Annotated in this window: 26 protein-coding genes and 1 rRNA gene; 4 read left to right on the forward strand and 23 right to left on the reverse strand. The window is 41.5% G+C overall.

All coding sequences use genetic code 11. The features are described from left to right. The 4 genes from G7Y32_RS10060 to G7Y32_RS10075 form a co-directional block, all read right to left on the reverse strand. Positions 1-117: ribosomal RNA gene (locus G7Y32_RS10060) — 16S ribosomal RNA — on the reverse strand; the annotation flags it as partial. Positions 118-459: 342 nt separating this feature from the next. Continuing rightward, positions 460-1,008, reverse strand: a complete 549-nt coding sequence (gene hpf / locus G7Y32_RS10065) for a ribosome hibernation-promoting factor, HPF/YfiA family (RefSeq protein WP_165213363.1) — start codon at positions 1,006-1,008, stop codon at positions 460-462. Between the two features lie 75 nt (positions 1,009-1,083). After that, entirely contained in the window at positions 1,084-1,752 is a 669-nt protein-coding gene (locus G7Y32_RS10070) for a ComFC family protein (protein WP_165213365.1), read from the reverse strand. After that, positions 1,753-3,051 carry an ATP-dependent helicase ComFA gene (locus tag G7Y32_RS10075; RefSeq protein WP_165213367.1) on the reverse strand — a complete coding sequence of 433 codons (1,299 nt, stop codon included), beginning with the start codon at positions 3,049-3,051 and terminating at the stop codon, positions 1,753-1,755. A gap of 46 nt (positions 3,052-3,097) precedes the next feature. On the opposite strand from G7Y32_RS10075, the gene G7Y32_RS10080 reads away from it, so the two are divergent. Further along, entirely contained in the window at positions 3,098-3,727 is a 630-nt protein-coding gene (locus tag G7Y32_RS10080) for a YigZ family protein (protein ID WP_004228282.1), read from the forward strand. A gap of 100 nt (positions 3,728-3,827) precedes the next feature. Further along, positions 3,828-4,757, forward strand: a complete 930-nt coding sequence (cysK, locus tag G7Y32_RS10085) for a cysteine synthase A (RefSeq protein WP_004229087.1) — start codon at positions 3,828-3,830, stop codon at positions 4,755-4,757. Positions 4,758-4,803: 46 nt separating this feature from the next. On the opposite strand, the gene G7Y32_RS10090 is transcribed toward cysK, so the two are convergent. The 13 genes from G7Y32_RS10090 to gmk form a co-directional block, all read right to left on the reverse strand. Continuing rightward, the gene (locus tag G7Y32_RS10090; RefSeq protein WP_165213369.1) at positions 4,804-5,169 is read right to left on the reverse strand and encodes a S1 RNA-binding domain-containing protein; all 366 of its coding nucleotides are present in this window, start codon (positions 5,167-5,169) and stop codon (positions 4,804-4,806) included. After that, on the reverse strand, positions 5,169-6,566 hold the full coding sequence (locus tag G7Y32_RS10095; RefSeq protein WP_165213371.1) for a bifunctional Cof-type HAD-IIB family hydrolase/peptidylprolyl isomerase: 1,398 nt from the start codon (positions 6,564-6,566) through the stop codon (positions 5,169-5,171). Before G7Y32_RS10095 ends, G7Y32_RS10090 begins: the two co-directional genes overlap by 1 nt. A gap of 777 nt (positions 6,567-7,343) precedes the next feature. Continuing rightward, positions 7,344-8,012 (reverse strand): fructose-6-phosphate aldolase, encoded by a 669-nt coding sequence (locus G7Y32_RS10100; RefSeq protein ID WP_165213373.1) that lies wholly within the window; start codon positions 8,010-8,012, stop codon positions 7,344-7,346. A gap of 571 nt (positions 8,013-8,583) precedes the next feature. After that, positions 8,584-9,225, reverse strand: coding sequence for a response regulator transcription factor (locus tag G7Y32_RS10105; protein ID WP_165213375.1), 642 nt, complete (start codon positions 9,223-9,225; stop codon positions 8,584-8,586). Further along, positions 9,212-10,249: an envelope stress sensor histidine kinase LiaS gene (locus tag G7Y32_RS10110; RefSeq protein ID WP_165213377.1), complete on the reverse strand. Its 1,038-nt coding sequence runs from the start codon at positions 10,247-10,249 to the stop codon at positions 9,212-9,214. Before G7Y32_RS10110 ends, G7Y32_RS10105 begins: the two co-directional genes overlap by 14 nt. Continuing rightward, entirely contained in the window at positions 10,246-10,944 is a 699-nt protein-coding gene (gene liaF / locus G7Y32_RS10115; RefSeq protein ID WP_165213379.1) for a cell wall-active antibiotics response protein LiaF, read from the reverse strand. Before liaF ends, G7Y32_RS10110 begins: the two co-directional genes overlap by 4 nt. A gap of 204 nt (positions 10,945-11,148) precedes the next feature. Continuing rightward, positions 11,149-13,008: a Stk1 family PASTA domain-containing Ser/Thr kinase gene (gene pknB, locus G7Y32_RS10120; protein WP_165213381.1), complete on the reverse strand. Its 1,860-nt coding sequence runs from the start codon at positions 13,006-13,008 to the stop codon at positions 11,149-11,151. Continuing rightward, positions 13,005-13,748 (reverse strand): Stp1/IreP family PP2C-type Ser/Thr phosphatase, encoded by a 744-nt coding sequence (locus G7Y32_RS10125; RefSeq protein ID WP_165213383.1) that lies wholly within the window; start codon positions 13,746-13,748, stop codon positions 13,005-13,007. Before G7Y32_RS10125 ends, pknB begins: the two co-directional genes overlap by 4 nt. A gap of 24 nt (positions 13,749-13,772) precedes the next feature. After that, positions 13,773-15,098, reverse strand: a complete 1,326-nt coding sequence (gene rsmB, locus G7Y32_RS10130) for a 16S rRNA (cytosine(967)-C(5))-methyltransferase RsmB (protein ID WP_165213403.1) — start codon at positions 15,096-15,098, stop codon at positions 13,773-13,775. Next, entirely contained in the window at positions 15,082-16,023 is a 942-nt protein-coding gene (fmt, locus tag G7Y32_RS10135) for a methionyl-tRNA formyltransferase (protein ID WP_165213385.1), read from the reverse strand. The genes rsmB and fmt overlap by 17 nt, the downstream gene beginning before the upstream one ends. 35 nt (positions 16,024-16,058) lie before the next feature. Then, the gene (locus tag G7Y32_RS10140) at positions 16,059-18,443 is read right to left on the reverse strand and encodes a primosomal protein N' (protein ID WP_165213387.1); all 2,385 of its coding nucleotides are present in this window, start codon (positions 18,441-18,443) and stop codon (positions 16,059-16,061) included. A 655-nt stretch (positions 18,444-19,098) separates the two neighbouring features. Beyond that, positions 19,099-19,416, reverse strand: a complete 318-nt coding sequence (gene rpoZ / locus G7Y32_RS10145; protein ID WP_004229934.1) for a DNA-directed RNA polymerase subunit omega — start codon at positions 19,414-19,416, stop codon at positions 19,099-19,101. Positions 19,417-19,438: 22 nt separating this feature from the next. Further along, a complete protein-coding gene (gene gmk, locus G7Y32_RS10150; RefSeq protein WP_165213389.1) occupies positions 19,439-20,053 on the reverse strand; it encodes a guanylate kinase in 615 nt (204 codons plus the stop codon). A 213-nt stretch (positions 20,054-20,266) separates the two neighbouring features. Here gmk and G7Y32_RS10155 point away from each other — a divergent pair, with 213 nt between their 5' ends. Both G7Y32_RS10155 and G7Y32_RS10160 read left to right on the forward strand, forming a co-directional pair. Further along, complete coding sequence (locus tag G7Y32_RS10155; protein WP_165213391.1) at positions 20,267-21,211, forward strand: magnesium transporter CorA family protein; 945 nt, start codon at positions 20,267-20,269, stop codon at positions 21,209-21,211. A 44-nt stretch (positions 21,212-21,255) separates the two neighbouring features. Further along, entirely contained in the window at positions 21,256-21,936 is a 681-nt protein-coding gene (locus G7Y32_RS10160; protein WP_004226573.1) for a DUF1129 domain-containing protein, read from the forward strand. A 42-nt stretch (positions 21,937-21,978) separates the two neighbouring features. Here the strand turns inward: G7Y32_RS10160 and rpsR are convergent, their stop codons facing one another. From rpsR to G7Y32_RS10190, 6 genes are all read right to left on the reverse strand, one after another. Further along, positions 21,979-22,218, reverse strand: coding sequence for a 30S ribosomal protein S18 (gene rpsR, locus G7Y32_RS10165; RefSeq protein ID WP_000068664.1), 240 nt, complete (start codon positions 22,216-22,218; stop codon positions 21,979-21,981). Positions 22,219-22,278: 60 nt separating this feature from the next. Next, positions 22,279-22,761 (reverse strand): single-stranded DNA-binding protein, encoded by a 483-nt coding sequence (locus G7Y32_RS10170; RefSeq protein WP_165213393.1) that lies wholly within the window; start codon positions 22,759-22,761, stop codon positions 22,279-22,281. A gap of 11 nt (positions 22,762-22,772) precedes the next feature. Continuing rightward, complete coding sequence (gene rpsF / locus G7Y32_RS10175) at positions 22,773-23,063, reverse strand: 30S ribosomal protein S6 (RefSeq protein ID WP_165213395.1); 291 nt, start codon at positions 23,061-23,063, stop codon at positions 22,773-22,775. Positions 23,064-23,589: 526 nt separating this feature from the next. Beyond that, positions 23,590-23,820, reverse strand: a complete 231-nt coding sequence (locus G7Y32_RS10180) for a bacteriocin (RefSeq protein ID WP_165213397.1) — start codon at positions 23,818-23,820, stop codon at positions 23,590-23,592. 70 nt (positions 23,821-23,890) lie between these two features. Continuing rightward, positions 23,891-24,145, reverse strand: coding sequence for a hypothetical protein (locus tag G7Y32_RS10185; RefSeq protein WP_165213399.1), 255 nt, complete (start codon positions 24,143-24,145; stop codon positions 23,891-23,893). Between the two features lie 337 nt (positions 24,146-24,482). Continuing rightward, a complete protein-coding gene (locus tag G7Y32_RS10190) occupies positions 24,483-24,656 on the reverse strand; it encodes a ComC/BlpC family leader-containing pheromone/bacteriocin (RefSeq protein ID WP_165213401.1) in 174 nt (57 codons plus the stop codon). Positions 24,657-24,996: the final 340 nt, after the last annotated feature.

Consider the following 24,996-nt stretch of genomic DNA (forward strand, 5'->3'; position numbering starts at 1 on the left):
TACTCACCCGTTCGCAACTCCTCGTACTAGAGCAAGCTCCAGTACTCAGCGTTCTACTTGCATGTATTAGGCACGCCGCCAGCGTTCGTCCTGAGCCAGGATCAAACTCTCATCTAATAGTTTGAGCACTTAACTCACTTGTGTCATCGCTGACTTATTGTCCTTTGACAGGTTACTCTCGTAACCCGCACGTCTTGGTTCGTCTCTATTCAGTTCTCAAAGGTCTTATGCTTTCTTTTAAAGCAACTCTTATAGTTTACTATTTTTTTAATAACTTGTCAATAGTTTTGAAAAAAATTACAAACTATTTTTTCTAGCTTTAACTTTAGCTTTCTAAAGTTTAACATCAACTAAAAAAGCTGTCAATAGAATCAAGAAAAAAACTCCAGAAATAATTTCACTCAAAAGGATTAACTCCTATTTTAAAATGTGATTTTTATTCCTAGAGTCTTTAATCATTTATTTTGCTTCGATAAGACCGAAATCTCCATCCTCACGGCGATAAATAACATTTGTTGTTCCATCTTCGGCATCTGTATAGATAAAGAAATCGTGTCCAAGTAAATCCATTTGAAGGATGGCTTCTTCTGCATCCATTGGCTTCAAATCAATGTTTTTGGTTCGAACAATTTTTGCCTCAGGAACTTCTTCAACTGCTTCAGCAACAAACTCTGCTGAGAATACTTCGCCAGTCGCAATCTTTTCACGGTGTTTCTTAGCAATTTTGGTCTTGTTTTTACGAATTTGACGTTCAATTTTATCTGAAACAAGATCAATTGATCCATAAAGGTCTTGCGAGATATCTTCTGCCCGTAAGGTGATAGAACCAACTGGAATAGTTACTTCTACTTTGGCTGTTTTTTCACGATAAACTTTCAAATTTACTTTAGCATTCAACTCTTGTGATTGATTAAAGTATTTTTCGATTTTAGCTAATTTTGATTCTACGTAATTGCGGATAGCATCAGTAACTTCAATGTTTTCACCGCGAATACTAAATTTAATCATAGGCTTCCTCTTTCTTGCGTTAAAACGCTTTCTTTTATTTTATTTTACTATATTTGGAATTTTTTGCAAGGATTTTTAGCGCGCCAATGAAAAAGTTTTTACAATTTTCACGCCACTTTCAACAAGTAAATCTTTAGCTAGAATCATTGTAGCCCCTGTCGTATAGATATCATCCACTAATAGGACCTTTTCTGGAATTTTTTTAGTGGAATCGATCACAAAAAACTGTTCAGCCTTTAGTCTTTCTTCTCTCGTCTTACTAGATTGAGTGGGTTTTCCTTGTCTGCTAATTTTTAGGAGATTGCAATATGTCAAAGCGGTAGCATCTAAAAATCCAGTGACCTGATTAAATTTCCTCTTTTGAAAACTTTCATTACTTAGGGGAATTGGGACAATTGTGTACCCTTTATAAGCAACTAAAACTTTTCTAATAATAGGCGAAAACACTTTTCTTAACAAATAATCTCCTTGGAATTTATACGCAGAAAAGTATTGTTTCATTGCCTGGTTGTAGGTATACAGTGCTCTGTGATTGACTTCTTTCCCTCTCTTCTGCCAATAAAGACAGTCTTGGCAAACTTCATCAATCCCAGATTTGTAGCAACTCGGACAATGTTTCGAACGAATTGGTTCGAATTGGTCCCTACATTCGTCACAAAGGTAGACTTCATCCTGATACATAAAAAAGAGCGAGGTAAATTTAATGTTATTTTGAATTTGATTACGACATATCAAACACTCCATTTAGAAACCTCCTCTTTTATTCATCGTTTTAATATCAGAAATCGCTAGCCGCATAGCTTTTGTAACACCCCCATGGTAGAAACGTAATGAGCCAGTTGGTCGCTCACTACTTCGACCAACTCGGCCAGCAATTTGGATCAAGGAGGATTTGGTATACAATTTATGATGGGCATCTAAGACAAAAAGGTCTATTTTGGGGAAGGTTACTCCCCTTTCCAAAATCGTCGACGAAACAAGAAGGTCTATTTTACCATCACGAAAATCTTGAACTAAGTCCAATCGCTGGTCTGCTCGACTAGAAATAAAGCTCACCTTCTCTTCTGGTAAATAATTTTGAAGGAGTTGCGCAAGCTGTTGACCTTCTGCAATAGTAGGATAGAAAAGTAACAGAGGATATTTAGTTTTTCTTTGTCTTTTGATATCACTGAGTAATTTAGCAGGTAGCTGTCCTCTTTTTATCTTCATATCCAAGTTTGCTAACCAGATCAATTTAGGGAGGACAAGCGGATGGGCATGGAACCGTCTAGCTAGATGCACTTCCTTTATCTGTCTTTTCTTCACTGCTTTATCTAAATTGTCAGTCGAAGTTGCTGTTAAAAATATCTTCGATCCTTGAGGCTTAAGAGCATTCGCCACAGCTTGGTAAAGGCCCTGATCATCTACATAAGGAAAAGCATCTACTTCATCAATAATAATCAACTCAAAAGCCTGGCGAAACTTAAAAAGTTGATGGACAGTTGAAATTAAAAGAGGTGAGCGATGATAATTTTCCGACCCTGAGTGCAACAATGAAATCGGGCATGTAAAATCACGTCGAAAACGCTGATAGAGTTCGCGACAGACATCAATTCTTGGGCTAACTAAGGCAACTGCCTCTCCTTTTTGGAGGACTGAGGCAACTGCCTGATAAGTCATTTCTGTTTTACCCGAACCCGTTACAGCATGAACTAGGATATCTTCCCTTTTCTCAACAGCAGAGACAAGTTTATCAGAAATTTCCTGCTGATAAGAAGTTAATTGTCCTTGCCAGCTTAAATGGGAGGCGAAGGAAAAGGCTTTTTGTTTAAAATAACACAGTTGGTCTGTACTTGTGACCCTGCCGAAGGCAATACAATTTCGGCAGTAATAAGAGCCATCTGGCAGCACCCAATCTGGTAACAAGTAGCTGTTACAACGGCTACAATAGATCTTCCCAGACTTTTTGAATGTAGCCGGTACAGTCTGAGCATGTGCTTTCAATGCTGGAGATAACTGCCAAGATAAAAATTGGCGACCATAGTAATTTTCTAAGTTTTCCATCTATTTATCTATTCGCATAAGTTTTGAAATATGATAAAATTTTTTCATGAATTATAAAACAATTGCCAAAGATACTACCAGAGAAGACATCATTAAAAAATCCCGCTTTATCTGCCAGATTAAACGAGTAACCAGTGAAGAAGAGGCACGTACCTATATCGCTCAAATCAAGAAGGAGCACCACAAGGCTAACCATTCCTGTTCTGCTATGATTATCGGTCAAAACTCTGAAATCAAGCGTTCAAGTGATGATGGGGAACCTAGTGGAACGGCTGGCGTGCCAATGCTCACCGTTCTAGAAAAGCAGGGCCTGACCAATATCGTTGCTGTTGTGACTCGCTATTTTGGGGGAATAAAATTAGGTACAGGCGGCCTTGTCCGTGCTTATTCTAGTATTGTCGCTGACACTATTAAGAAACAGGGGGTGGTTGAGGTCAAAGATCAAGCAGGTATTCAAATCGAACTTTCCTATCCCCAGTATCAAACCTTTGCCAACTTTTTAGCTCAAGAGGTCCTGCAAGAGCAAGATACAGAGTTCTCTGATAGGGTCCGAACCACCATTTATGTCGATCCTGATAAAATAGAAGCTACTTATTCAGCCTTGGTTGAATTTTACCAGGGTAAGGTTACCAGTAAGAAATCCGGCAGTAAAGTCGTCGAAGTTCCAATTAGCTGATAATTATTCTTTATCACTTGATAGAGAATTTGTATTTTACAAAAGTTCTTTTGACATCTATACTATTAGCAATTCTAAGATTCTTTTGAGAGGTGAAAGTATGACAAAAATCTATAATAATGTTACAGAATTGATTGGCAATACTCCCATTGTTAAATTAAACAAGAGCGTCCCCGAGGGGGCAGCCGATGTCTATGTCAAATTAGAATCCTTCAACCCTGGTTCTTCTGTCAAGGATCGGATTGCTTTATCAATGATTGAAGACGCCGAACAAAAGGGCCTCTTGAAACCCGGCGGTATCATTGTTGAGCCAACTAGTGGGAATACTGGTATCGGTTTAGCTTGGGTTGGAGCTGCTAAAGGTTACAAGGTTATTATTACTATGCCAGAGACCATGAGTGTTGAGCGTCGCAAAATCATTCAGGCTTACGGTGCTCAGTTAGTCTTGACACCAGGCAGCGAGGGGATGAAGGGAGCCATCCAGAAGGCTAAAGACTTAGCTACAGAAATCGGAGGCTGGGTACCCTTGCAATTTAATAACCCTGCTAACCCCGCTATCCATGAATCCACTACAGGTGCAGAAATTATTGAAGCCTTTGGTCCAAGTGGTTTAGATGCTTTTGTTGCTGGTGTTGGTACAGGCGGTACTCTTTCTGGTGTTTCTCATGCTCTAAAAAAAGCTAATCCATCTGTTAAAGTTTATGCTGTAGAAGCAGATGAATCAGCCATCCTTTCTGGAGATAAACCTGGTCCTCATAAGATTCAAGGCATTTCTGCCGGCTTTATCCCTGAAACCCTAGACACCAAGGCCTACGATAGTATTGTTCGGGTGAAATCCGATGATGCTATTGCAACTGGTCGCCTTATCGGTGGCCTAGAAGGCTTCCTCCCAGGCATCTCTTCATCAGCCGCTATCTATGCCGCTATCCAAGTTGCCCAAGAACTAGGTGTTGGTAAAAAAGTCTTAACACTTTTACCTGACAATGGTGAACGCTATCTATCAACCAGTCTCTATGACTCTGAAGAATGAGTATAATTACAACTAACATAAACTAGAAAAAGGTTGACATTTGGTATCAGTCAACCTTTTTTCTATTAAGGTAATCTAAACCTTCTTCAACCCATATTTCCATATTGTCTGCCAAAGGTTTAAATCCAATCTTATAACGGCTGTTCGAAAAACGATGGCGGTGAGAAAAATGGTGCCCTTCTTCCTCTAAGGTTCGCATAGAGAGACTGGCTTTTTCACTGAATTCATCGTAGTCCAAAACTTGGACAAGTACTTCTTGATCAAGCTTGAGAGTGTCAAAAATATTTTCAATATAACCGGTCTTGATTTCTGAAATATGAATCAGGCCAGTCGTCCCGTTCTCAAGGGCAACAAAGGCCCCGTAGGGCTTGACACCTGTAATGACTCCCTTATATTTTTCACCAATCTTCATCAATCCTGAACCTCAATTGTTTCAATAAGGACATCCTGAATCGGTCTGTCTTGAGCACCAGTTTCGACAGCGGCAATGTTATCCAAAACATCAAAAGATGCCTCATCCGCCAACTGACCAAATACCGTATGACGGCGGTCTAAATGCGGGGTCCCGCCTGTCACATAGGCATCTGCAATAGCTTCTGGCCAACCACCACGTTTTAGCTCCTTAGCCGAATATGGAAAATTCTTATTTTGGACGATAAAAAACTGGCTACCATTGGTATTTGGACCCGCATTGGCCATCGACAGAGCTCCACGCAAATTGTAGAGTTCTTCTGAAAATTCATCTTCAAAACGTTCCCCATAGATGGATTCACCACCCATGCCAGTGCCCGTTGGATCGCCACCTTGAATCATAAAGTCTGGGATAATACGATGGAAAATTACACCATCATAATAGCCATCTTTCGCTAGGGCAATAAAATTGGCAACGGTTTTAGGAGCCTGTTCAGGGAAGAGCTTTACCATCAGATCTCCTTGACTTGTCTTGATAGTAGCAACAGGGCCACTATGATTTTCTAAATCCAATTGTGGAAAGTGTAATTCTTTTTCAACCAAACCTAATTCCTCCAAGGCATATAAAATACCATCTTCTTCTACTGTTTTCGTAACAAAGTCCGCTTTTTCCTTTAATTCGGGAACAGCATTCCCCATGGCAATCTTGAGACCAACATAGTCGAACATTTCTAGGTCATTTGGACCATCGCCGAAGAATAAAATATTCTCTGGCTTGAGGTTTAAATACTCTACTAGTTTTGAAACACCTAGGGCTTTAGAGATATCCTTCAACACAACATCAAAGGAGTGATCATGCCATCGCACTAATCGTAAGTGCTCAGCTAAATATTCTGGTAAGTTCAAATCCTCTAAAGTATCTTCAAAGGTCCACATTTGATAAACATCATGATTCTTATCAAAATCAGGGTTAACATCTAAATTAGAGTAGACAATGTCAATAGCATCACTAATCACATCGTTACGGTAGGACAAGACCGCTTCGTGACGACCAGCCAGACCGTAATAAATACCAATTTCATCGGCCCAAGCCTTGAAGGCCTTAACCAAGTTCGCAGGGATTGGGCGCTGAAAAATAATATTCTTATCCTTGTCCTTGACGTAAGCCCCATTCAATTTAACACAGTAATCAGCATTTAGATCCTGTACCTCTTGGGGAACGCCATAGCGAGCTCGCCCAGAAGCAATACCAGTGATAATTCCTTTTTCTTTTAATTGTTCGAAGACTTTTTTAACAGACTCCGGCATATAACCAGTGTCTTTCGTCCGAAGAGTATCATCAATATCAAAGAAGACGGCTTTAATCTTTTTAGCCTTATATTTTGTTTTTGCGTCCATAACATCACTCCTATTGAGTACTATTATAGCAGAAACTTTAGGAAAGATAGCGTCAGAATGGTTATTCGCTCAGAGCCTTCAGGTTATGATAAACTAGTCCGCACAATTGAATAGAGGCCGTTCGGCATAACGACGGCCCAATTTATTTTTTTAAAACAGTAATCACCCAAACGGCTGACCGGTCCTTGCTTTGTGAGAGATAAGCTTTGAGTAGCCCGTTGTACAGAAGAAGAGTCTGGAAAAGTCCTGCACCTTTTGCATTGACCTAGTTTACTAGATTGACGCAGTAGTTGGTAGTAAGACTTGTTGACTATGCCGAGAAGGCTTACCCCTGTACAATTCAACAGGTTCATTAGTACTAGCACCAATGAACCATTGCTGATTGGCGGTCCTTGTCTTGGGACTGCAGGCCCATTTTCAGGCACCTTCTTCAACAATCCACTGGACTGCAAGGATAGGTCAAACAGTCTGGGAGACCGTTTGAAAAAGACCAAGATCAACTGTGCGGAGGTGGGATTGAAATGCTCCAGTGGACTTTGGCAGTCTGGGATAATCTACCACCTAAAAATAGGAAAGTGGCAGAGCTCTGAGCCCCAAAATAAGAGGACGAGGAAAATCAAAATTGTGATTTTATCACGATTTACTGATTGAGTCCAACTCTCCAATTTGTTATTACGCTAAATATTTAATATCACTGCTAAAACAGAACGAAAAAACCCTTTTTCTGTAACCTTAGACAGCCATTATTAACGTCTATAAACATTGGAGATAATTCGTTCAAATAGTATCCTTATGCTGGATTGCCTGCCAATCGGCAGCAAAATCATCCACTGCTTTAGCGATCGATGGCATAGCAAAAGCTGCTTCGAAAACATCCGGCCCTGCAGTTACCGCTTGTGCTCCGCAGGCCAGGGCCCTAGTCACCTGGCTGGCATTCTTAAAGCTGGCCGCCAAAATTTTACTAGAAGAATCTGTACGTTCAATGGCTTGGGCCAATTCCATAACAACCTGTTCAGCATTAATATCTAAGTTCTCCATGCGGTTAAAATAGGGCGCCAAATAGTCAGCTCCAGCAGAGATGGCCAACAAGCCCTGCATAGTAGTATAAATGGCAGTGGCTGTAACATTATACCCTTTTGCCTTTAAGCTTTTAATGGCAGCAAGGCCATCTGGAGTTACAGGTACCTTGATATAAATCTGATCATCCGTTTTTTGACGGATTTTTTTAGCATCAGCCAAAATACCTTGATAATCTTTGGCAACGACCTGAACATGCAAACTGGCATCCAAACCAATGATTTTTCTAACTTCATTGATACGTTGGAAAAAATCAATCTCGCCTTCTTTTTTAGCAATACTGGGGTTTGACGTAACGCCAGCCAGGGGTAAAATGTGGTGCCATTTTTTTATGGCTTCCAAGTTCAATGTATCTAATAAAAATTCCATAAGTGCCTCCTTAAATAGTATGTTTGTTAAATTAAATGATTTATCATCTTGTATCAACTTAGAAAAACAGCAAAGAAGGCCAAGTCGCCTGCAATGCGGATTAATTAAATAACGATGATTTTACACTTGCGCATCCTATCAAAATCTTGCGTGAAACGACATGATATTGGATGTAATAACCATATAAACAATTAAAGAGTTCCTAAGCAAAATCATCAGTTTTTTGCTTATCTTATTTTGCTAAACTCTGTGGGCTAACTTTCGATCGGGGAAGCTCCACCAATAATCTCTTATTTGAGCTGTCTCAATATTTAATTAGACCTAGCAGTTTCCTGCCATTCGGTGAGAGTAACTATAAACTTCTTCAGCGAGATTGCCAAACGATTAGCATTTCAGCTCATTCTCCTAGATTTGTACTAAGATATTTCTCTCAAACATAATATTAGTTATTTTAAAAAACAATTTAGCTAGTAGTCATGGCCTATTTTTGCAACCTATGCAAATAGCTGACGATTGCTTGGGGGAACGAAGTCAAGAAAGTGCGATGCATCTCTCGGCTATAAAATAATTTTTATTGATCGTCTTGTGAAACCAGATTATGTTGGAAAGCATAGACAACTGCCTGCGTACGGTCTTCAACATTAAGTTTAGCTAAGATATTCGAAACATGAGTTTTAACTGTCTTGAGCGAAATAAAGAGTTCATCAGCAATAGTTTGATTGTCGTAACCCTTGGCCAAGAGAGCCAAAACATCACGTTCTCGTGCTGTCAAGTCATCATGCAAGTCTGGATGCTGGTCGTGATACTTGATTTTCTTATCAACCTCTGTCTCAATTGCTACTTGGCCCTGAGCTACCTTGCGAATACTGTTGAGAATCTCAGCAGCACTGGAAGTTTTGAGCATATATCCTTTGGCGCCCGCCTCAATAACCGGATAAATTTTTTCATTATCCAGATAAGAAGTCAAAACGAGGATTTTAGCAGCCTTCCACTTCTTGAGAATGGCCAGAGTAGCTTCAACCCCATCCATCTCGGGCATAACTAAATCCATGACCACAACATCTGGTCGCAAATCAAGAGCCATTTCAACTCCATCTTTGCCATTGTCAGCCTCACCGATAACCTCAATATCCGGTTGCATATTAAAGAAACTTTTCAAGCCCAATCGGACCATCTCATGATCATCAACTAGGATAATTTTAGTCTTTTCCATCGTGTTCATCCTCAACTTTCTCTTCTTCATCGTAATCATCTAAAATTGGCAAACGGATATCCATCGAAACGCCTTTTCCCTTACTGCTGAGCATAGTCACGGTTCCTGCTAAATCATCAACTCGATCTTGGATGTTTTTAAGACCGTAACTGAGTTCCCGGCTAGCATCCATATCGAATCCCTGCCCATTGTCAATCATTTTAAACTGAACTTCGTTTTCAATTTGGTAGAGATAAACTTCCAACCGACTGGCTCGAGCATGCTTGAGGGTATTAGAAATAAACTCTTGTGCAATCCGAAAAAGATTGTCCTCAATGATTTTTGGCAACTGGCCAACTTCTTCTTGAAAGACCGTCTCAATGTTACTTTTGTCCTTGAGCTCCTTCAAAAGCATGGAAATACCTTCAGAAAGTGTGCGATCCTGCAGCTCAATTGGCCGCAAGTGCAAGAGCATGATTCTTAAATCATTCTGGGCACTGATAAGAGTCGTTTCAATTAAATTTAACTGTTCTCTCAGTTTGTCTTTATCTAAGTTATCTAAATTTTGTGCTACACCAGACAGCATCATAGAGGAAGCAAAGAGCTCTTGACTGACTGTATCGTGTAAGTCACGAGCAATTCGTTTACGTTCTTGAGTAACAATAGCCCGGCTATTGGAAATATAAGCATTCTCAGTTTTTTGCAGATTAGCTGTTATCCGACTCATCTGCTTTGACAAACGCTCAATATTTTTACCAACTTCTGATTCTGGTTGTTTGCCAACTGCTTGATTATTAATAATCCGCCGCAAGCTTTTATTTAAGTGACGTTTACTATTGTCATCAACCACCAACCAGACCAAAATCAGGAGAAAGCTGACAGAAAACATGAGCAAAGTAACCGAAAAAACAAACTGTTCCAAGACCCTCGGATCAGCAAAAACCAGTCTAGCATCTAGGTTGAGACTATCAAAAATTATAAAAATGATAAATCCTACGGTTACGCAAACATAGAGAAAAATTAACAAAAAATCATTTCGCTTCATGCTCGCACCACCTCTACAGAACCAGCAAAGATATTAACAACCACTTTAACCGATCGCAAAAGTTCTTGATCATCTTTTTGTTCCAACTTAATCGATTGATTGCGGAGATCATATTCAGGAAAACCCAGGTAGGAAACACTAGCATAGATAGCACTAGCGTCTAATTTAACCGCAATATCCCGTGGAACAATAATCTTGGTCGGCCCATAAATCTTTCGTATAATCACGACATTATCCCGCCCTGTTACGATAACCTTAGTTAAATCAATAGTATCAGAGCCACTAATTCTAATAACGTTGATATCATCAAAAGTATAAAAGTCCTGACTGATATGGCGACTGACACCAATCCATTGGTTAGGTTTGGGGGTAACCGCGAGATGATCCTTTTCAAATTCTATGACAGCGTAGCGATTGCGATGCTTAACCTCCGAAAAATGGTTGATAATGGTATAGGCTACCGCTAGCAGAACCGCTGCAATTATATAAGGATTGAGCATAAAGACCAGAAAAAGAAAGAGGGAACTAACCGTCAGTAAAAAGCTCCCTCGATTATCCTTGTTAAAGAAGAGGAGGGCCAGCAGAGTCAAAGCCAAAATTAAAATAAAGGCGGTTAAACTTTCTGACAAGATGGTCAATAGGGCCATGCTCAAAAGCAAAGCCTCTACCAACAAGAAAAATTGAAATTTTTTCATGGTTTTCCTTCATCGACAACTAGACGTTCGCACCTAGTTTCCCTATCTGTATTACCTGCCCATTGTACCAAAAATCCCTCGAAATTGCAGTAGGATTTGAGCTATCAGCTTTAAAGATAGGTCTAGAGACTAAAAATCCCCACTCAAATGAGCAGGGAGCTTGGGGTATACTTTGATTTGCTTTCTTTACCTTTAGATAAAAGGCTACTGTGATTGCGAGGGTTCCGAATCATCCGAACTGGATGAAGTCGTACTATCACTTGAACTATCTCCTTCATCGCTTGTGGAATTTAATGAGCTTGACTTTGATGAGCTCGATGAAGCATCCTGCACATAGAGGATGATATCATCATTGGAAGACAGGTCTAGGCTGGCTCCATAGTAAGGATTTTGACCAGAAATAATGCTGGAAGATGATGGCGAAGTCTCAGATCCAGTCGATGAAGAATAAATCTTAATTCGTGATGACTTAATACCAATCGCTGTTAGCGTGGATACAGCCTGAGAGTAGGTCATACCTGTCAAATTCGGCATCGTTGTCGAACCAGAGACAGCAACTGTAAACTTAATGGTATCATCACCAGATGGATTAAATTTATCTCCCTTTGATGGGCTCTGACTGATAATGGTTCCTTCTTCATAATCAGTCGTAGAAACTTCCGTAACTTCTATTTTTGATTTATCGACACCATAATTAGATGTCAGATCTTCTACAGCATCGTCAGAATTTTCCCCCGTATAGTCCTTCATTTTGAAACTACCGCCACTGCTGGACACATAGATATCAACAGATGTTCCCTCTTTTTTTGAGGTCCCAGCAGCTGGGTCAGTTCGAACAACCTTTCCTTTTTCCACAGAATCGCTTTCCACCTTAATAACTTGGCCTACCTTAAGACCTGAATCTTTAATTGTAGTCCTCGCAGCCGACAGTTCCTGACCAGATATATCAGGAACAGACACTGTCGATGGATTCCGCAGCATCAGAAAAGCAAAAATAGCGACTAGAACTAGAACTAAGGCAATTGCAACCTTGCTAAAAATACTATAGCTCTTATGCTTACGCTTGGGCTTAACCTTTTCATTAGGCTTGGGCGCAGGTTTTACCGGTGCTTTAACCTTTTTATCAGTTGCCTTGAGCAGCTGCTCTGTCGAAGCATTGGCTGTATTGGTATCAATTTTCGGTAAGGTTTTAGTATCCGCCACATCAGAAAAGACAAGCTTAGCTTCTCGACTGCGGTTATAGCTGAGACTGGACATGAGGTCTCGGCTCATTTCATAGGTTGATTTGTAGCGATCATTCAAACGCTTGGCTGTTGCCTTAATAACAACATTTTCCAGCGCTTGAGGAACGTCAGGATTAATCTCCCTAATTGATGGTAACGGCTTTTGGAAATGCTGCAGAGCAATGGTCACAGCACTATCACCATCATAAGGAATATGCCCAGTCAGCATTTCAAAGAGCATAATCCCCATGGCATAGATGTCTGATTGCACCGTTGCTTTAGAACCACGTGCCTGTTCAGGTGACAGATAATGGACACTGCCCAGCATGGAATTTGTCTGGGTTAAGCTAGTCTCCGCAAAAGCCACAGCAATTCCAAAGTCGGTCACCTTGACCGTGCCATCCTTAGTTAAAAGAATATTCTGAGGTTTCAGATCACGGTGAATGATTCCTTTTTCATGAGCCAAAGTCATGGCCGATAGGACTTCTTCCATAATCCTGACAACTTCAGAATTAGATAAGGGAGCCTTATCCTGAATATAATGTTTGAGGTCTGAGCCATCAACATATTCCATTACAAGGAACTGCTGCCCATCTTCTTCGCCAATGTCTCTAATTGAAACAATGTTAGGATGGCTGAGTTCAGCCATGGCACGCGCTTCTCGCTGAAAACGTGTCACAGCTACTTGGTCAGTCTGATAGTTGGTCCGAAGCACCTTGATGGCAACCTCTTCTCCTTCCAAAATCAGGTCATTAGCCAAGTAAACATCAGCCATACCACCTCGACCGACGGACTTGAGAATGCGATAGCGACCAGCAAATAATTTGCCAATCTGGATCATAATGCCGCCTCACCTTCTACGTGCAAGAGTCCCACGGTAATATTATCTAAGCCGCCAGCCTTATTGGCTTGAGCTACTAACTGATTAGCTTTTTCTGGAAGACTTTCATCATCAGCCAACAAGACATTAACGACAGTCTCATTGGAAATCATATTGGTCAAACCATCGCTGTTCATCAAAATGAAGTCCCCCGGTTCTAGCTGTTGAACCCCTAAATCAAGCTCGATTGGGCTTTGTTGACCAATGGACTGAGTGATGATATTTTTCTGAGGGTGGATTGCAGCCTCCTCCTCAGTAATTTGACCAGCCCGAAGCAACTCGTTAACCAAAGAGTGATCGGTTGTCAGTTGCTGGTACTGGCCATTTCTGACCAAACCAATCCGAGAGTCTCCTAGATGAGCATAGAGGACAGCATTACCGACAACAGCAACAGCTTCGATGGTTGTTCCCATACCACGGTAAGACTCTTCTTTCCCAAGCTCATGAATCTTTTGATTTTCTTTTTCAATAACATCAATCATCCAATCACGGATTTGACTCAAATCAGAAAAATCGGTTTCTTCCCAAATTTTCCCTAGGTCTGTCACTGTCAGCTCGCTGGCAATATTACCAGCACGATGTCCCCCCATGCCATCTGCTAAGATGATAAGGGTTATCCCTGACTTATTACTAAATTGATTGATAAAATCCTGATTTTCAGACCTCTTTTGACCGATATCAGTACGCAAAGCAATTTCCATGAATTGTTTAACTGTCCTTTCAAGCTAATAAATCCGCTTAATTTGAGCAATAAAGAAACCATCTGTCTGATAGAGTTCAGGTGTAATACTGATAAATCCATCTGTCAGAATGTCTTTTTGCCTATGTTCCAGTTTTACCTGCTCAAAATTCGGATGGGCCTCAAGAAATCTATCAATCACGTCCTGATTTTCCTCCCGAAAAATGGTACAAGTACTGTAGGTTATTATACCATTTTTGCGCAGGGTTTGACAAACACTGTTCAAGATAGCCAACTGGATGTCTGATAAGGCTACTAAATCCTGACTATCCTTGCTGTACTTGATATCAGGCTTACGTCGAATAAGGCCGATACCTGAACAAGGAGCATCAACCAATATTTTATCAAAACGGTCTGGCCCAAACTCCTGATTGGCCTGACCTGCATCCAACTTACGCGTTTGAACTTTATCAGCCACATGCAGGCGGCGGGCATTATCATTGATCAAGTCTAACTTATGGTCATAAAGATCTAAGGCTGTTACACGCCCTGTTGTAAGGTAGGAGGCTAGATGAGTCGTTTTACCACCAGGAGCTGCGCAAGCATCTAGAACCTGTTCCTTCCCTTCAAGCTTTAAGGTCGGTGCCACTAGCTGGCTGGATTCATCTTGAATGGTTAACTCACCGTTTTTAAAGTAATCTGTTCCAGCAAAATGGCCAGATTTTTTAACCAAACCGACCGGTGAGAGGCTGGAGCGTTCCGCCCCTGTCACTGCCTGAATCTCTGCCAGTTTGGCCGGATTAGTCACCCGAACACTAGCCTTGTTGCGGACAAAGAGACTAGCAAAAATTTTGATGGCGCGTTCTTCACCGTACTGCTCAATAATCTTCTTGACTAGCCAGACAGGCAGGGAATATTGAACCGAGTAACGCTTATTCTTGCGTTTAATACAAGCTGGATCCGGTAAGGGGCCCTTGGCTAATTTCCGCAGGACAGCATTCACTAACTTGTCCGCCCCTTTTTGACTATGGCTCTTAGCCAATTCAACTGCTTCATTAACAATGGCATGACTGGGAATTTTATCCAGATAAAGTAGTTGATAAAGACTGAGCAACAGTAGAGTGTACACCCAAGGCTCTAATTGATCGCGATCTTCGATAACATGAGCCAACTGCCATTCTAGAGTAATCTTCCTCGCCACTGTTCCATAGACCAATTCGGTCACCAAGGCTTTGTCCTGCTGACTAATACTCGAGCCTGAAAGCCCGTGATTGAGGGCAAGATTAGAGTAGGCCCCTTGCTGGAGGACCTCTTCAAGGATTTGTAGGGCTAGACCGCGGGCAGATTTTTCTTTTTTAACCGCCAAAGAAATCACCTACTTTAAGTTTCTGGCCCATCCCATTGAGAAAATCAGTAATTTTCATTTTAGGTTTGCCCGCTGGCTGCACTTCGATAAGAGAAAGAGCACCTTGACCCGTTGCGACGACTAGTGTTTTCTTTGTTTTTTCAATAATTTGACCAGGCTGGCCCTGTCCCTCTAACTCTAATGGTTGGGCCTGGTGGATTTTAAAACGCTGACCATTTAAAAGCGTATGAGCAATCGGCCACGGATACATTCCTCGAACTTGATTGAAGAGGGCACGGGCAGACTTATTCCAATCCAAACGTTCCTGCTCAGGGGTGATATTAGGCGAAAAACTCACTTGGGCTGGATCCTGAGGCTGGGGGTGAAGCTTGCCTGCCAAGTAGTCCGGAAGAGTTTCCAAGAGCAGGTCACGCCCAAGATCCGCTAATTTTTCAAAGAGGCTGCCAACATTATCCTCATCCAGTATGGGAAGACTAGCTTGAGCAACCATATCGCCAGCATCCATCTCCTTAACCATCTCCATGATGGTTACGCCAGCTTTATCATCACCATTAATGAGAGCATAATGAATCGGTGCGCCTCCACGATACTTGGGCAAAAGGGAGGCATGGACATTGAGAGCAAAGTCCATCCGATTAAGAAGCTTGCTGGGCAGAAATTGGCCATAGGCTGCAGTAATAATCCCGTCAGCTCCTAAAGCCATTAAATCTGCCATTTCCTGAGAACCAGATAATTTTTCAGGCTGATAGACTGCTAAATTATTGGCTAAGGCTACTTCCTTGACCGGAGTCATGCGAATCGCTTTCTTACGGCCGACTGCTCGGTCTGGTTGGGTCACCACAGCTAAAATTTCGTAGGCCTTGCTAGCAATTAAGCCTTCTAAGACAGTTGCTGCAAAGGCGGGCGTTCCCATAAATACAATTTTTTTCATCAATTCTCTTCGGCCTAAGGGCCTTCCTTTCTAGCTTAGACAAAACTTTGCGGTTCGTGGTCAATAATCAGACGTAAATCCTTATTGCTTTTATCTTGGGTCAAGTCTAAAATTTGATTGAGGACAGCCTCTAGTTTATCTTCAAAGCGATACTTAATCATAATTTGATAGTGATAGAGATTGTGAGTTCTGGCAATTGGCTTAGGAGTTGGCCCTAAAATTTTAACCTGATCACTGAGTTGCTCTTTTAATAAATGAAAGACTTCAAAAGCTTTCTGAACCAAGACTTCCTCATTCTTGTGAGAGAAGGTCAGTCCAACCGTATAAAAATAGGGCGGATAAGCCAGCTGATGGCGAACCTTCATCTCATAGGCATAAAAAGCCTCATAGTCCTGCTCCTTAGCCAGTTGGATGGCATAATTTTTAGGATTATAAGTCTGGATGATGACTTCCCCTTCTTTTTCAGCCCGTCCTGCCCGGCCAGCAACCTGGGTTAAGAGCTGGAAAGTCCGCTCTGCCGCCCGAAAATCAGGTAGGTTAAGGGAAGTGTCGGCATTGAGCACCCCAACTAGGGTGACATTAGGAAAATCCAGACCCTTGGCAATCATTTGAGTTCCCAGAAGAATATCGGCCTTCCCTTGGCCGAAGTCTTGGAGGATCTTTTCGTGAGCCCCTTTTTTTCTTGTAGTATCAACATCCATCCGCAGCACTCTGGCTTGCGGCAAAATTTCCTGCAATTCATCATAGGCCTTCTGAGTTCCTGTACCATAGTAGCGAATGCTACGGCTGCCACAATTAGGACATGCTCTTGGAATGCCCTTTTGGAAACCGCAGTAGTGACAGTTCATTGTCTTGGTATCCATGTGCAGAGTCAGGGAAATATCACAATTAGGACACTCATCGACATAGCCACATTCGCGACACATAATAAAACTGGAAAAGCCTCGGCGATTGAGCATAAGGACAGTTTGTTCCCCTTTTTCTAGGCGGTCCTTAATTTTATCGACTAAAGGCGGGGTAAAATTGCTAACTTCCTGTTTCCCCAGAAAATCCCTAAAGTCAAGAATTTGAACCTGAGGAATTTTGGCCATAGGATTAGCTCTTTGCGTCAGACGAATAAAATGGTAAACACCTCGACTAGCCCTGGCCCTACTCTCAATACTTGGTGTTGCTGACCCCATAACCAGAACTGCCTGATGGTAATTGGCCCGAAGGAGAGCAACATTGCGGGCATGATAGCGCGGATTAGATTCCTGCTTATAGGTGGCTTCATGCTCTTCATCAATGATGATAGCACCGATCTTTTCCAAAGGAGCAAAAATAGCCGATCGCGCACCAACAACAACCTTAGCCTGACCTGATTTTATTTTTCGCCACTCATCATACTTTTCCCCGTCAGACAGACCCGAATGCATGATAGCAACCTGCTCACCAAAACGAGAAATAAAACGATTAGTCATCTGGGGTGTCAAAGAAATTTCCGGCACAAGGACAATGGCTGTCTTTCCCAGTTTAAGAACATGATCAATAATATGGAGGTAAACTTCTGTCTTACCCGAGCCTGTGATTCCCTCGAGCAGATAGGGCTTATTGGACTGACCAATATCTGATACAATGCTTTCAACGGCATGAGTCTGCTCTTGATTGAGCTCTAAAAAGTCCGTCCTTTTCACCTTGTCAAAATAATCCTGACTGCGATTGACCGAGACCTCGTCGACGTCAAGAGCTCCCGCTTGAACAAAATACTTAATTTGGTCGCGAGAAAAAAGCTGTTGCAAATCAGATAGAAGAGCACGCTCAGGCTTAGCCAAGAGGTAGTCTTTCAATGCCTGACGCTTTTTAGCCCGTTTGGAAATTTCTAAGTCCGCTAAAACTTCTGGTTTGGCCTGATAATATTTAACGGTTTTGAGTGTCTTTTTATCCTTAGCAGAATAGGTAGTCTTAATTTGTCCCATGCGCACTAACTTAGCAACTCTAGCTTGACGTTCCTTATCCAAGCTTGCATAGGAAACCTTATTACGCCTAGCAAAAATCCAGTCTCTGTCCGAATCAGACAGGTCCTCTTGGGCCTCTAAAATACGATCATAATTAGAATTGAGAAGGCTGGGAATCATAGATTTGAGAATGGAAATCTTATAGGAAAAAACGGTATGCCTCATCTGTTCAGCCAAGTTCAGTTGCTCTTGGTTTAGAACTGGTTCAAAATCTAGCACGGATGTGACAGGCTTAAGATCTGTTATCTCTCCGTCTTCTAATCCTATGACAAACCCCTGTAACAATCGATTTCCCTTACCAAAGGGAACGTGGACCCGACTGCCTAGACTGATACTGTCTGACAAATCATCTGGAACCCGATAGGAAAAGGGCTTATCTGTCTGCATGAGCGGGACATCTACAATAATTTTGGCAATCTTCCCCATTTTTCCTTTCCCTTTCTAATTAAAACCATTTAAATCAAGCATTGATATACTTCTAGGGAGTAGGAGTAACCCCAAGAATTGAAAACTTTGGTTCCTATTCCCACCTTGGCACAGTTGGCTGGGCTTTACGCTTTGGCCTTGTGGCAAAAAGAAAACCAGCCAGCAGTGAGTCTGGGACAAACAGCCATGATAGCTTAGCCCTCACCCACAAAGCATTGTAATCTCTGAAGATTACGTATAAAAAGACCAGACTCATTAGCATTGTTTTAGATTTACCAGATTGACGAAGGCGGCTGGGAGTAAGACTTGTGGGCTAGGCCAAGAAGTCTTACCCCTGCACAGTTCATGAGGTGCTTTAGCACCAATGAACCACTGCTGATTGGCTTTTCTGTAACTGGCGCTTCTTAGTTTTTAAGCGTCCACCTTAAACAGCCCAGTGGGCTGTTTAACTACCATGCAAGTGAACCACTGCGCTAAGAGTGTATTCCAAAACAGGCATATTGGACGAATTTTTGCCTAACCTCGGCGGAAAAAAGCCTTAACTTAGTAAAGACTAGCTAACTTCCCGATTTCAATAAAGAGTTTCAATAAATATGGGCTGAGCATCTCCTTTTGCTCAACCCTATTTTTTTCTAAATGACTAATCCGATTTCGCTTAGATTTTTTCGCCTTCTTCTTCTTTTTCTTTGGCGATTTGCTCTTTAATCTTGCGTTCTTCTTCCTCTTTAGCTAGACGTTCCGCCTCGGCACGCGCACGAACTGCCGCACGCTTAGCTTCAGGATCTGGGTGGATGGTTACATTGCCAGACTCAATCTCTTCAAGTGCTTGCAGGGTCGGTTTGACAGACTTGAATCCTTGAGTTGGCTGTGCGCCTTCCTCCAATTCATGTGCCCGCTTCGCTTGCAAAATGCAGAGGGAATACTTGGAAGGAATGTGATCCAATAACGTATCAATAGAAGGTTTTAACATCATAAGGCAATATCTCTTTTCTAACTTAAATATCTTTAATCATCTTGTTGTAGTGGCCAATAACGCGATCAACTCGGTAGTGCTCCGCTTCGATAATCCGCTTGACACGTTCAGCAGCCAAAGGCACTTCATCATTAACAACGGCGTAATCATACTCACGCATAAGAGCGATCTCTTCCTTAGCTCGCTCAATCCGCTGGGCAATAACCTCATCGCTATCCGTTCCACGGCCAACTAGTCGGTCTTTCAACTCATCCAAATCCGGCGGGGTCAGAAAGATAAAAACACCATCTGGAACTTTTTTCTTAACCTGTAAAGCTCCTTGAACTTCAATTTCTAAGAAGACATCAATCCCCTTGTCCAGCGTTTCATTGACATAAGTCAAGGGAGTTCCATAGTAGTTATTGACATACTCCGCATACTCAAGCATTTGACCCTGACGAATAAGATCTTCAAATTGCTCTCGGGTGCGGAAAAAATAATCTACGCCATCCTTCTCACCGGGACGTTGACTACGGGTTGTCATTGAGACCGAATATTCAAATTTATGGTCTGGTGTGGAAAAAATTTCCTGACGAACCGTTCCCTTGCCAACCCCTGATGGCCCGGAGAAAACAATCAACAATCCACGTTCGGACATAGCAGACTCCTTAAAATTTCTTATGCTTTAGTTTAACAAAAATAGCAGGTTTTATCAAGCACTCAAGTGAAAGCCACACCGTAAAAAGGCGCTAGGACAGGGCACTTTCAGGCAGAATTTTTTCTGCAAAACTCTCCCACAAATAGGCTCTTTTGTAGTATAATGATATGGTGTGCCTTAAAGGCAAAATCAGTAACACGAGGAGGGGTTCTCATGAAACAAATGTTTCTTTCTGCAAACAATCAACTCAATGAAATCGAAACATTCGAGCCCGGTGCTTGGATCAATCTTGTAAACCCTTCCCAGGAAGAATCTGTTCGCCTCGCCGAAGCATTCAATATTGATATTACTGATCTGCGAGCACCGCTGGATGCAGAAGAAAGTTCTCGGATTAGTGTTGAGGACAACTACACCCTGATTATTGTTGATGTTCCAACTCAGGAAGATCGTAACGGCAAAAGCTACTATGTTACCATTCCGCTTGGTATCGTGGTTACAGAAGATGCCGTGATTACAACCTGTTTGGAGCCGCTGATACTCTTTGAGAATTTTCTCAACCGCCGCGTGCGTGGCTTTTATACCTTTATGAAAACGCGCTTCGTCTTCCAGCTACTCTATCGCAATGCAGAGCTCTTTCTGACCGCTCTGCGTTCCATTGACCGGCAGAGCGATCGTATCGAAGCACAGCTGGAAGATGCCACACGCAATGAACAACTGATTGACATGATGGAGCTGGAAAAATCCATCATTTATCTAAAAGCGTCCTTGAAAATCAACGAACGAATTGTTAAAAAGTTGAGCGGCAATGCATCCAGTCTTAGAAAATACGTCGCCGATGAAGACCTGCTGGAAGATACCCTGATTGAAACCCAACAGGCCATCGAAATGGCTAGCATCTATGAAAATGTCCTCAATGTCATGACCGAAACGTCTGCTTCGATTATTTCCAACAACCAAAACTCAATTATGAAGACTCTGGCCTTGATGACCATGGCACTGGATATTCCCACTGTTATCTTTTCAGCCTATGGGATGAATTTCAAAAACAATTGGCTGCCTCTCAATGGTCTGGAACACGCTTTTTGGTTTATTGTGGCTATTGCCGCCGCCTTGAGTGCCACAGTCGTGATTTACTTCATCCGCAAACGCTGGTTTTAAGCAAAATTATTACTACTACTTAAGAAAGAGAGTCCTGTACGACCATGGATTTACAAGAACTGACCAAGAAAAATCAAGAATTTATCACCATTGCTCGCCATCAGTTAGAAGCAGATGGCAAAACAGAACAAGAAATCAAAGACATTTTTGATGAAGTCTTACCAATCATCCTAGAAAATCAGAAAAAAGGAAATACCGCCCGCCACTTGCTCGGCGCTCCGTCAGCTTGGGCCAAGTCATTTAGTGATACCGCTATCGAAAGTGGAAGTGTAACTAGTGATACTAATAAAAATCCTTGGCTCATGTGGCTGGATAGCAGTCTACTCTTACTTGGTTTCTTTGGCCTGCTCTACGGTATTGTCGGACTCACCAATAAAAACTATAGGGCTAGCTATGGTATCTTGACCACGGTTATCATCGCCTTTACGGGTGGGGCTGTCCTCTATGCCCTCTATTATTTTGTTTATCAACATGCTGGTAAACCCAAGGGAGAACGTCCAAACCTTTGGAAATCTCTAGCCTATATGGCAGTGTTTACCCTGCTCTGGATTGGCATTGTCGGACTGACAGCGCTTATTCCAAAACAATTGAATCCCATTCTGCCGGGGCTGGTGACACTGGCTATCGGTGGGGCTAGCTTTGGACTTCGCTACTATCTCAAGAAGCAATACAATATTCAAAGCGCTTTGGCAACCCAAGCTCCTGAAACTTCTAATAAGAAATAAATGTTATAACAAATAAAGCTCAGCCAAATTCGGCTGAGCTTTTTAATCTTCATTTACAAATGGCATAAGTGCCATCACGCGAGCACGTTTGATTGCTGTTGTTACCTTACGTTGGTTCTTAGCTGACGTTCCTGTTACACGACGAGGAAGAATTTTCCCACGTTCTGAAACGAAACGGCTGAGCAATTCTGTATCTTTGTAATCAACATATTCAATCTTGTTAGCTGCGATATAATCAACTTTTTTACGGCGTTTGAATCCGCCACGACGTTGTTGAGCCATGTTTATTCTCCTTTATATTATTTTTTGACTTGTTTGCAGCAAGCCCTTGTCTTTTGTCACTTAGAATGGAAGGTCGTCGTCGGAAATATCCATTGGATTTGAATTGCCAAAAGGACTTTCGTCACGGCCAAAGTTCGGTGTTGTTTGCTGTTGAGTACCGCCAAAGTTTGACGAAGTATTGCCACCAGCATTATAGGAACCTGTGCCATTAGCTTCACGCGTTGCACGACTTTCCAGAAGCTGGAAATTGTCAGCGACTACTTCAGTTACATAAACCCGTTGACCTTGTTGGTTCTCATAATTACGAGTCTGAATACGACCAGTAATTCCAATCAAAGCTCCCTTCTTAGCCCAGTTAGCCAAGTTTTCGGCTTGCTGACGCCAAATCACACAGTTGATGAAATCGGCCTCACGTTCACCGTTTTGGTTTTTAAAGTTGCGGTTAACAGCCAAGCTGAAGGTTGCAACGGCTTGATTAGACGGGGTGTAGCGAAGCTCTGCATCACGAGTCATGCGCCCCACGAGTACGACATTATTAATCATAATCTACCTTCTTAAGCGTCAAGCTTAACAATCATGTGACGAAGAATATCGTTGTTGATTTTTGACAGACGGTCAAATTCATTAAGAGCATGTGCGTTGTCAGATTCAACATTAACGATGTGGTAAAGTCCTTCACGGAAATCTTGGATTTCGTAAGCCAGACGACGTTTTTCCCAATCTTTTGATTCAACAACAGTTGCACCATTGTCTGTCAAGATAGCGTCAAAGCGTTCTACCAAAGCGTTTTTAGCTTCTTCTTCAATGTTTGGACGAATAATATAAAGAATTTCGTATTTAGCCATTGATGTTTTCCTCCTTTTGGTCTAATGACCCCCAGTCACTGCAAGGGGTAAGTGAGGGATACTCACAAAACAATATTATACAGGAAAGCTGCGCCGATTGCAAGAAAAAATCCCATTTTGCATTTTTGTCCTGTGTGCCTGAAAATAGTGATAAAAAACAAGAAAGGCGGTCAAGCGATACTATTTCCAAGCTACTCATCTCAAGACTAGATATCGTCAATGAACTGACTTTTTAGAGTAGAAAAAACACCCCTATGTATCTAGAAACTAGATTTAACAGAAGCGTTTTATATCTAAAAATTAATTACATAAATAAGTTAAGGCACTAAGGCACCAGTAACGGATCTACCAGCAAAACTATCATAGTCTATCAGCTACGCCACCGATTAAAAGTTCCAAACCCAGAATAGGAGTAATCGGAACAATCGGAGAACCCAGAAAGAATCGCCTTAAAACTTTTTTGCTTTAAATCGTCATTTGGTCAGTCTATCATCGCCAGACTGACCTTGTCTTAGCTTATGGACTATTAATAGTCTGAAAGGGCTCCGGCAGCAGCTCCTGCTACTGCACCCACACCCACTGGTGGCAACTCAGCAAAACCAGCACCGATAGCGACGCCAGCAGCTGCACCAGAAATAGGATCTGGATATGGAATTGGGCCTGGGAAAGGTGGATCTATTAGATATCCTCCTGAAACAACTGTCAATTCTTCTTTATTTACTTTTTCAAATTCTTCAAATACCACTGTATTCATCATAATCTCCTTTTTGCTATAATAGTTAGGATTTGCTTAAGATATTCAGATAGAACTATACGTCATTATCATACTATTCAATTGTACAAGAATCCGCACTACCATTTGCCAACATACCTGCACCAACACCTGCACCAAAGATAAGGGCACCCCCCGCCCAACCAATTGGACCACTTCCTATTGCAAGTGCTGCTGCAGAGCTTGCAGCAAGGCCTCCACCTTCCATAGCCTCAAGACAGCGTAAAGGATCTTTGTACCCCCCACCATTAAAAGTGGTTAAGCTTTCTGTGTTCATCACTTCAAATTGTTCAAATGCGATTGTATTCATGCGAATACCTCCTTATTTTTGCTCGGTCGTCTACTACTTCACGTAATCTGACCCGTTTGGTTATTTATCAATCAAAATTATTTTCAATTGACAGTAGTCATTGTAAGGGATAAAAGACCTAGAATCAAGCGATTTCGAGCGGTTTAATCAAATTATAAGACCTCTGATACCAGCCACTAAATTTTCTATTTATTTTCATTTGAAAATAAATAGAAAAATTCAATCCTAAGAACCTAGAATCGAACTTAACTATTTTTAGTCTTATTTTGATCAATTACTGAAAACATGATTTCAGAACCAACCTTCAAGTTTGCTTAGCCGAGTGCACACTGGTCTATTACGAGATGACGATTACATCTTTTACAATTGAATATGCATTATCAACAGCGGTAATAACTGTCTCAACTGTATCAACGAAATCCGTCACACTATCAAAGAAGCCACCTCCTGTGATGGTGTTCAAGTTTTCTGAGTTCATTTCTTCAAAATTTTCTAAAATGTTTGTATTCATGTGAATCTCCTTCTTGTTTTTTACATGGTCGTCTACTACTTCATGTAATCTGACCTGATTTTTTACTTATCAATCAAAATTATTTTCAATTGACAGTAGTTATTGTAAGGGATAAAAGACCTAGAATCAAGCGATTTTTAGCGGTTTAATCAAATTAAAAAGTCTCTGATAAGAGCTGCTAAATTTTCTGTTTGTTTTCATTTGAATATAAATAAAAATCCAACTCAGTTTGAGTCGGATTGTGAATCGAACCTAATTCTCCATTTTATGCAGAAGTTTATCTTTAAAGTAGTCAAAGTAGGTCTTCTTATCAATTACCGTAACGGTCTTACCAGTCATG

This window comes from Streptococcus tangpeifui (assembly GCF_011038795.1).
In the GTDB taxonomy this organism is placed as follows: Bacteria; Bacillota; Bacilli; order Lactobacillales; family Streptococcaceae; genus Streptococcus; species Streptococcus tangpeifui.

Excerpts from the sequence above, each read along its gene's own strand:
- hpf (WP_165213363.1), bottom strand. The coding sequence starts at position 1,008 with ATGATTAAATTTAGTATTCGCGGTGAAAACATTGAAGTTACTGATGCT.
- G7Y32_RS10070 (WP_165213365.1), bottom strand. The coding sequence starts at position 1,752 with ATGGAGTGTTTGATATGTCGTAATCAAATTCAAAATAACATTAAATTT.
- G7Y32_RS10075 (WP_165213367.1), bottom strand. The coding sequence starts at position 3,051 with ATGGAAAACTTAGAAAATTACTATGGTCGCCAATTTTTATCTTGGCAG.
- G7Y32_RS10080 (WP_004228282.1), top strand. The coding sequence starts at position 3,098 with ATGAATTATAAAACAATTGCCAAAGATACTACCAGAGAAGACATCATT.
- cysK (WP_004229087.1), top strand. The coding sequence starts at position 3,828 with ATGACAAAAATCTATAATAATGTTACAGAATTGATTGGCAATACTCCC.
- G7Y32_RS10090 (WP_165213369.1), bottom strand. The coding sequence starts at position 5,169 with ATGAAGATTGGTGAAAAATATAAGGGAGTCATTACAGGTGTCAAGCCC.
- G7Y32_RS10095 (WP_165213371.1), bottom strand. The coding sequence starts at position 6,566 with ATGGACGCAAAAACAAAATATAAGGCTAAAAAGATTAAAGCCGTCTTC.
- G7Y32_RS10100 (WP_165213373.1), bottom strand. The coding sequence starts at position 8,012 with ATGGAATTTTTATTAGATACATTGAACTTGGAAGCCATAAAAAAATGG.
- G7Y32_RS10105 (WP_165213375.1), bottom strand. The coding sequence starts at position 9,225 with ATGGAAAAGACTAAAATTATCCTAGTTGATGATCATGAGATGGTCCGA.
- G7Y32_RS10110 (WP_165213377.1), bottom strand. The coding sequence starts at position 10,249 with ATGAAGCGAAATGATTTTTTGTTAATTTTTCTCTATGTTTGCGTAACC.
- liaF (WP_165213379.1), bottom strand. The coding sequence starts at position 10,944 with ATGAAAAAATTTCAATTTTTCTTGTTGGTAGAGGCTTTGCTTTTGAGC.
- pknB (WP_165213381.1), bottom strand. The coding sequence starts at position 13,008 with ATGATCCAGATTGGCAAATTATTTGCTGGTCGCTATCGCATTCTCAAG.
- G7Y32_RS10125 (WP_165213383.1), bottom strand. The coding sequence starts at position 13,748 with ATGGAAATTGCTTTGCGTACTGATATCGGTCAAAAGAGGTCTGAAAAT.
- fmt (WP_165213385.1), bottom strand. The coding sequence starts at position 16,023 with ATGAAAAAAATTGTATTTATGGGAACGCCCGCCTTTGCAGCAACTGTC.
- G7Y32_RS10140 (WP_165213387.1), bottom strand. The coding sequence starts at position 18,443 with ATGGGGAAGATTGCCAAAATTATTGTAGATGTCCCGCTCATGCAGACA.
- rpoZ (WP_004229934.1), bottom strand. The coding sequence starts at position 19,416 with ATGATGTTAAAACCTTCTATTGATACGTTATTGGATCACATTCCTTCC.
- gmk (WP_165213389.1), bottom strand. The coding sequence starts at position 20,053 with ATGTCCGAACGTGGATTGTTGATTGTTTTCTCCGGGCCATCAGGGGTT.
- G7Y32_RS10155 (WP_165213391.1), top strand. The coding sequence starts at position 20,267 with ATGAAACAAATGTTTCTTTCTGCAAACAATCAACTCAATGAAATCGAA.
- G7Y32_RS10160 (WP_004226573.1), top strand. The coding sequence starts at position 21,256 with ATGGATTTACAAGAACTGACCAAGAAAAATCAAGAATTTATCACCATT.
- rpsR (WP_000068664.1), bottom strand. The coding sequence starts at position 22,218 with ATGGCTCAACAACGTCGTGGCGGATTCAAACGCCGTAAAAAAGTTGAT.
- G7Y32_RS10170 (WP_165213393.1), bottom strand. The coding sequence starts at position 22,761 with ATGATTAATAATGTCGTACTCGTGGGGCGCATGACTCGTGATGCAGAG.
- rpsF (WP_165213395.1), bottom strand. The coding sequence starts at position 23,063 with ATGGCTAAATACGAAATTCTTTATATTATTCGTCCAAACATTGAAGAA.
- G7Y32_RS10180 (WP_165213397.1), bottom strand. The coding sequence starts at position 23,820 with ATGATGAATACAGTGGTATTTGAAGAATTTGAAAAAGTAAATAAAGAA.
- G7Y32_RS10185 (WP_165213399.1), bottom strand. The coding sequence starts at position 24,145 with ATGAATACAATCGCATTTGAACAATTTGAAGTGATGAACACAGAAAGC.
- G7Y32_RS10190 (WP_165213401.1), bottom strand. The coding sequence starts at position 24,656 with ATGAATACAAACATTTTAGAAAATTTTGAAGAAATGAACTCAGAAAAC.